Origin of the sequence: Acetobacter pomorum (genome assembly GCF_002738225.1) — a bacterium.
GTDB classification, from domain to species: Bacteria; Pseudomonadota; Alphaproteobacteria; order Acetobacterales; family Acetobacteraceae; genus Acetobacter; species Acetobacter pomorum.
Map to the genome: position 1 here is coordinate 1 of NZ_PEBQ01000162.1, position 6,963 is coordinate 6,963.

Here is a 6,963-nt window from a genome sequence, read left to right on the forward strand (position 1 = left end):
TCTATCTGGAACGATTTCTGTCAGACGGTCTGATTGTTGAAGTCACGCATCGCACCGCAAGGCGATTATTCGCCCTGAAAGAACTTGAACCACTCCGCGAGATCGTGCGCCCTCCCAAAAGACCCCTACCCGGCAGGAAACGCGGGCGGCCGAGAAAAAGCGAAAGTCAGGAGACCACTCCTCCAGAGGAGGACTTGGACATCCGGCCCCCAGGACCAGTGCCCACGTTTGCACCCATAAATTATGAGGAGCTGGAGCGTGCGATAGAGAACGCAGAACGCATCATACGCCGCTATCGTGCTGATTAGGCACAGAGTGTTCTCTCCAATCTGTGGGCCATGCAACTGGGGCGTTGTTCCTTTCAACACAGAAAGTTTCTGACAAGGTGATTCCGCCAGAGCCAAGGTTGCCTCACAACGGTTGCCCCCTTTATCTGAAATTTTGGTTTGGCAGAGATCAAGGAAACAGTGGCTCAGTAGATTTTCCTGGTCCTTCACATTTGGCAAAGGCTTTCAATACTGTCTCTCCAATATCTTTGTCTGGAGCATCGATCGGAACAGAAAAAACACGGCCCTCATTTCGGTTTGTGGGCCACGCCGAATGTGCGCCACCACGGGAACTTTTGGTGCTTAACAATTCGATGTCTTTCGTCAACTCAAAACGCCATGCTGCAGCTACAAGGTCAAATTTTTTCCAAGCCGCGTCACGGCTTTTGTAACCATACGATGCTGTAATATCATCCCAGAAAGCTAGCCGACGTTCGTTGGATGCTTCTTCCATAGCGACTCTCTCCTCTCGATTAAGAGGACCTCCATCGATGGGAGTGAAACTCTCACTGGTTTGAAGAGCGAGACGAACATTCTGTCCGATCCATTCAGGCGTGACGTCTCTTGGCGCATGAATAACATGACCTCTCCGCGAAAAATAAATCCCATACCACACCTCTTCGGACTCTATGGAAATCCATTTATCCGTTCGACGGATGCTACAACTTTTATCTCTTATCACTGCCATGATCAGCTTACCGTATCAATCTGGATTGAAATTGACTTTCCTGTTTGTTTGGGAATGATGTCGTTAGCTCGGTGATAGGCACGGCAGAGGGCCTTCCATTCGTTTTGCAGCTCTGGAGTCATTTCTGCTGGGTCAGTAATATAGGGAACACAGAACGCATCATACGCCGCTATCGTGCTGATTAGGCACAGAGTGTTCTATCCAATCTGTGGGCCTCGCGATTTTGGCCCATTTGATTGCGGGGCAGTTCCTTCTGACGCAGACAGTTTCTGGCTGGCCCGAGTAAACCAGGAAGACGGTGAGTGTGCCTGTTCAGCTTTCATCCCCTGCGCCGCACGCTGATCCTCACGCAGATCAAGACTGCGAACGGCTGCCCGACCGATGGCATAGATGGCGTCACGCGCCGATCCGTCCCGTCCGGGTAGAACGGTCAGCTTTTCAATGCCGGCCTTTTGGGCCTGATCAATATGACGCAGAACTGTGCCAACCTGTGTGTCACTCTCAAGAGCTTTCAGTTCTCCCCGTAAGCCCCTCAGCTCTTTTAACGTGGTGCCGTCAGCCCGGCCTGCATCAAGTGTTCTGGTGACCCCCTCAATCCGGGACTGTATTTCATGGCGTGCTGGATCACGCAGCGAGAGAGCTTCACGGCGTGCCTGGTCAGGCGTCATGGTACGACCAGACTTAAACAATGAGGCGATGGCATGCGTCATGAGACGTTCGTCATTGACGGCCGCCTGGCTACTTGCCCTGTTCCATTGGTCGTGATCCAGTTGGCTAAGATCAAATGTATGCCCCGCATTTCTGGCAAGGTGGGCAAGATGCAACAGCGTGACCTGCTGGTTCCCATGCCGGAAGGGCAGGATTTTATCCAAAGAGGCAATATGCGTGGCTGCTGCCCGTGCAAAACGATCGGATGACAGATCCTGCAGACCATTATTCGCATTCAGGTTTTGGAAAACAGCATGAACGGATTGATGAATACTCTGTGGATGAAGACCTTTCCGGCCGTCAACTGACAGGTTGCATGTCCGGTATTGTCCTGCCCAATCGTAGACATCCTGAAACAGATGATGATGCAGATTCTTCAATGCAGATGGTGAGCTGGTTGCGCTCGGCATGGTGATCGCCCGGCTCAGATAACGGGTTGTTTCAAAAACGCGCAGGCGATCTGCGTTCTGATAGCCCTTCTTGTTCACGAGAACATCGGTGTCTGGATAGAGATAGGGGTCAGTGACAGGCATCATTCATCTCCTTCCATTGGACGGATCGGTTCATCCAGTTCCTCATGAAGGCGTTCAAGATAATCCATGAGAATTTCAGCCGGCACACGCGCCTCAATCAGTAATGTTGTGATGGAGCAAATTTCAGCCATCAGGTTACGTTCTGGCCTGTCATGTTCGGTCATGGCGCTCATCGCGTCCTGAATCAGCACCTTGTAGAAAGACGTCATCTCCGGAGATACGGGCTCAAACGTCAGGTTGGCCAATTCCTTTTGATAGCGCTCGACCCGTGGAAAGCGCGTTGGTTCATTCATGTTGCCCTCAGTCCTCCCGGTTGTGCCGAGCGAATGGGGATACGTATCCCTTATCGTCTGCATCGTATGATCTCCTACAATCAGGAGTCAGCCAGACCATTATGCGACCAGAAAGCATTTCCGATTTCCACTGACCCGAGACCCGCTCCCGTGATTACTGCACTATAGTCGGTCCGCGTTTCAGCTTTTCCGCCAGCCCATAAAGGGTGCGATCCAGTGCGAGTTGCCCCGCAAGGAACCGTGCGATCATGGCGCGCAACAGGCCTCCTGGTGAGCGCACTTCACCTGCGTTTGTCCGTGCAGCAATTGCCGCAATCACCACGGCATTCGGGTAATCCCCAAAAACCGCCTGCCCTTGCGCCCAGGCATGTCGGGATATTCCAAGTTGCTCGCACGCAAAGAGTGCGGCCTGTATGATTTCGGTTTCTGCCGGTTTGTCGGAACTGCAATATTGCCGGAAAATCGGGGCGATATGCAGGACAAAAGATGGCTTAGCCCGGAAACCACGAAGCGGATCTGTAACAGCCGAGGGGACAGGTTGGGTTTGAGCGGCACGTGAGGACGAGGACGACCGACTACGCGAAGTTTCATTGCAATTTTCGGCGAAGCCGACCGCTTTTACAGTAGCTTTAGCTAAATTGGTTGAGTTTGTATGAGTATAGTGGGGGCGTTCAGGTGACCCCATGGGGTCACTTTCCACAGATAAAGGAACTGAATCAGAGGTGCCTGAAGAGACGGTCATCTCCTTGGCAAAAGCGATCTCCCGCTCAACCTGCTCATGAATCTGACGAAGTTCCTGACAGATGGGGTCAAGCCATTTCGGATCACGTTCACTCCCCCGCTGACTGACAAGAGTAGACGTACGGGCGAGTATCTGTTTTCCGTCTTTCACCGTGACTCCTGCTTCTTCTGCGGTTTGAAACAGGGCGTAGATGGTGCGGGAGAGTGTTGTAACCTCCCGATGGAGGCGACGACCTTCCTGTTGGCGCCAAAGAGCCGTTTCAGCCGCACGTTTGAGATCATCAAATCGGCGGGCAAGCGGAGAAAGATCAAATCCGTAGGCCTGCTGGCTTCGCGGAGTAAAAGGGTTGGAACGACGGTAACGCTGTCCGTTGGGACTATCCCGGTGAAGGAGCCACCCTGTTTCGGCCAGCTCGCGCAACAGGTTTTTAACGCGGGTTCGCCCTAGATCAAAGCGTTGCTGGATATCCAGATTGGATGCGGTGGAGACCGGTAGGACCTCGTCTTCACCCGACCAGTCGGCTGGTTGGGTGAATGCGATCAGATAGCAGAGCAGTTCCGTCTGCTGGCATGTCAGGCCGAGAATCGACCGCCCCTGGCGTAGATAGCGATAGAGGTCGCTCATTTCCACGGCCTGGAGAGGCAGAGCCTCAGCTGTTGTTCGCGCCGCAACCATGGCAGGCGTGATTTTCCTTATGCCCGCAGAGCGGGAATAACCTTCTGATAACATTATTCTTTTTGTCCGACGAATGGGAATACCTCCCCCATTGCGATACTGACCCGCAGGACAAACGCCCCCTGTGGCAAGAAAAAGCTTGCAATTTTGCGGGATATGTCGGAGAAAAATTGTCGCCAAACGTATTTTTCTTCCGACATACCCCTCAGGGAATGTATTTTGTGTCTGCAGGCCTCGCGAAAGCGGGGCCTCAGTCGTTTTAGGGGGAAACTATGTCATGGCTCTCTCTTCCTTCTCGCTCTTACCGACGGATCACGCCGCACTTGGGGCATGGCCATCGTCATTCTTGGGTCTCTCAACGCTCCGTATCTTCCTTTCATAGGAAAATACGATGCGAACGAGGGTCTCTGGTTGGCGCTCCCGAAACGTGCTCGTCATGCGACAGAATGCACACTCATGATGCGACCAACCACAAGGGCTTAAATGCTTGAGACTGATTCCACAATGAACGACCCTATTATTTCTGCAAAAACAGGCGTTTAAGCTGCCTAAGAAGGTCATGTTGTCCCATGGGAAACGAGTCGAATCAGGACATCTTACTTAGTCATTTAAGCTTGTCATCTTCTCGCTCTGAAATCCTATGATCTCCATATTATCCTCGCCTGATATGCCTTGGAAATGGCGGTTTTCCGCTTGTTGTCTGCCGAATGCCTTCTCCTTATCCTGCAGGTTTGGTCTCTTTTACGATCCGATTAAGCAGTATCAGGGGGCAGGTTGCTATGTCTTGCGAGATAGACAGCAGGCACCAGCCAGGTTGCGTTCTTACATTCCGAGCGCACGCCGATAGATATCCAGCAGTGTTTCCTGCTCTTCTATCTCTGCGGGTTCCTGCTTGCGCAAGCGAATGATCTGTTTGATGGTTCGGACATCAAACCCGGCCGATTTGGCTTCAGTGAAAATATCCTTGATGTCCGAGGCGAGCGCTTTGCGCTCTTCTGGGGTCAGTAGTTCGAAAATAAGTGTCTGGCGTTGATGAAGTGCGCGAAGTGATTCATGGATTGCATCAAACTGCTCATCCACATGAGCACGCCACGCGGCATGGGTGGGTTCGTCAGAGCTTGTCATTCCAGTATGTCCTGTTCCTCAAAACGGATGAACAGGATCATCAATGATCATGCGACGAAAAAGGATGGATAGAAAAAGACGACGTTCAAGGTCTAACGATATAACCGCGCTTGAGTTTTTTCCGGAATATAACCGCAAGCTGATTGGCTGCGGCTCCGGCATCTGGGAAAAGGTCATGTCTTACCTTTCCAGGTGCCCCTATCCTGCCCCATCGGCGGATAAGCAACGCGCCACCGAACAAATCCTGTTGGATGGATAGATCATAATAGCGCCACATGTTGCAAGGTGGGGATATGCGCACCAGAGAAACGGCGTCCGGAAAAAGAGGAAGTTGCAGGAACTTTCCATCGGACAACGCCTGATCATTCCGCCGCTTCTGAGGTGCCACGGACGGTCTTATTTTCCCGTTAGAGCATCCTTGACGGCCTTAGCTGGTGTAAAGGCGAGTTTACGGGATGCAGGGATCACCAGTTCTGCTCCTGTGTGAGGATTACGACCCTTACGTTCCGAAGTCTGTCGCACAACAAATTTGCCAAAGCCAGGAATGGCTGTGTCATCGCCCTCGGCTGCTGCTTCGATAATCGCGGCGAAAACTGTGTCGAGTGCTGTTTTTGCATCCTTCTTGGAAATGTCAGTGGTAGCAACAATACGCTCAATCAAATCGTGATTATTCATTTTATCTTTCAACCTCATCAGTTAGTAATGGAAGGTAATAGGTTTTGCCCTGTAACCACAAGGGGTTACCTTCCATTACTTCAACTGATGAAACTTATTATCTTTCTGGTGATGCAGACGCTACCGGCTCAAAATAGGGGCCAGTCCCAAACTTATCATCAAGTAGTCTCATAACAGCGAACAAACGACACATATACTGGCGCATTTGATCAGACCGTTCACTATTCTGCCCAAGAGCGAACCAACTGATTTGCACAAGCTTCACCAGATGAATGAGTTCCAGAATATCCAGATCATAGGACCACGGGCGATTTGCTTCACTTAACGCTCTTTCGACAGAAAATTTGCCGTTCATGCGTGTCACCAGGTGGCGTGTTGCTTGATAGATATCACCCTCTTTCAGCTCCGCCAGAAGACGTAGATCTTCCTGCGTGAGACCAGCCGATCGAAGGTCAACGTCATCTTGACCTTTATCAGGCCGATATTCTCCAGTGCGGCGTATCTGGGGCAGAACTTCTTCCGTGACCCAGCGGCGGAACCTCTTAGCTACGGGTTTTCTGGAAGCAAACGTGAGATAATAGAGTCCACTTTCGCTCACAGCTACGACTTTCTGCGGCCCGCCAGCAGTCGGAATCGTAACAAGTCGTTTTTCATTCTCGTCGAGTTTTTCCAACGCACTCCGATGGCGCTGAATTTCCAGCACGTCACAGACTGCACGTCCAAGCAGCCATGGCTGGCCATCACACTCGACCCATTCGAGTTCATGTCCTTCGAACGTCATTGCTGTATTTGATATCGGGGTCATCTTTTAATCCTCGCGAAATCTGATTACGCAGCCAACATCCCCCTCCATCATGCGACGAACCACGAAAAAATCACTCCTATCCCTCATCCAAATGCGAAGTCCCGTCTCACAAAGGGAGCCCTCACTAATGCCTCTTTTTCCCGCTTGCCCAATCCTGGCGGCGCAGCCGCCGCACTGAGGGTGCAATGGTGTATGAAGGCCCTAAATTTGATGGAACGGACGTGGGACTCATATGGGGCGGAAACGGAACGGAAACCCCACAGATAGGGGACGCCACGAGGAACGGAACCCCCACGGAAATGGAACAGAAAGCCTCACAATTGTGGAACGGAAAAGCGGATATCGTTTTCGGTCGCATCTTGGAAGCGCACCCTCAGAGGACACTGAGGCCAA

General features: G+C 51.8%; 8 protein-coding genes and 1 pseudogene. 1 reads left to right on the forward strand and 8 read right to left on the reverse strand.

Translation table 11 applies throughout. The features are described from left to right. Positions 1-308, forward strand: a pseudogene (locus CSR02_RS12765) (hypothetical protein); the annotation flags it as partial. A gap of 148 nt (positions 309-456) precedes the next feature. Here CSR02_RS12765 and CSR02_RS12770 read toward each other — a convergent pair. The 8 genes from CSR02_RS12770 to CSR02_RS12810 form a co-directional block, all read right to left on the reverse strand. Then, a complete protein-coding gene (locus CSR02_RS12770) occupies positions 457-1,014 on the reverse strand; it encodes a contact-dependent growth inhibition system immunity protein (protein ID WP_099541897.1) in 558 nt (185 codons plus the stop codon). A 197-nt stretch (positions 1,015-1,211) separates the two neighbouring features. Further along, complete coding sequence (locus tag CSR02_RS12775) at positions 1,212-2,258, reverse strand: Fic/DOC family protein (RefSeq protein WP_099541898.1); 1,047 nt, start codon at positions 2,256-2,258, stop codon at positions 1,212-1,214. Next, positions 2,255-2,548, reverse strand: coding sequence for a hypothetical protein (locus tag CSR02_RS12780; RefSeq protein WP_099541899.1), 294 nt, complete (start codon positions 2,546-2,548; stop codon positions 2,255-2,257). Before CSR02_RS12780 ends, CSR02_RS12775 begins: the two co-directional genes overlap by 4 nt. A gap of 154 nt (positions 2,549-2,702) precedes the next feature. Further along, a complete protein-coding gene (gene repC, locus CSR02_RS12785; protein ID WP_099541900.1) occupies positions 2,703-4,019 on the reverse strand; it encodes a plasmid replication protein RepC in 1,317 nt (438 codons plus the stop codon). Positions 4,020-4,787: 768 nt separating this feature from the next. Further along, positions 4,788-5,090 (reverse strand): DUF2312 domain-containing protein, encoded by a 303-nt coding sequence (locus CSR02_RS17055; RefSeq protein WP_244177006.1) that lies wholly within the window; start codon positions 5,088-5,090, stop codon positions 4,788-4,790. Between the two features lie 85 nt (positions 5,091-5,175). After that, a complete protein-coding gene (locus CSR02_RS17060) occupies positions 5,176-5,478 on the reverse strand; it encodes a WGR domain-containing protein (RefSeq protein WP_041633166.1) in 303 nt (100 codons plus the stop codon). 8 nt (positions 5,479-5,486) lie between these two features. Continuing rightward, on the reverse strand, positions 5,487-5,765 hold the full coding sequence (locus tag CSR02_RS12805; protein WP_012813123.1) for an HU family DNA-binding protein: 279 nt from the start codon (positions 5,763-5,765) through the stop codon (positions 5,487-5,489). A 97-nt stretch (positions 5,766-5,862) separates the two neighbouring features. Next, entirely contained in the window at positions 5,863-6,570 is a 708-nt protein-coding gene (locus tag CSR02_RS12810; protein ID WP_099541901.1) for a BRO-N domain-containing protein, read from the reverse strand. Positions 6,571-6,963: the final 393 nt, after the last annotated feature.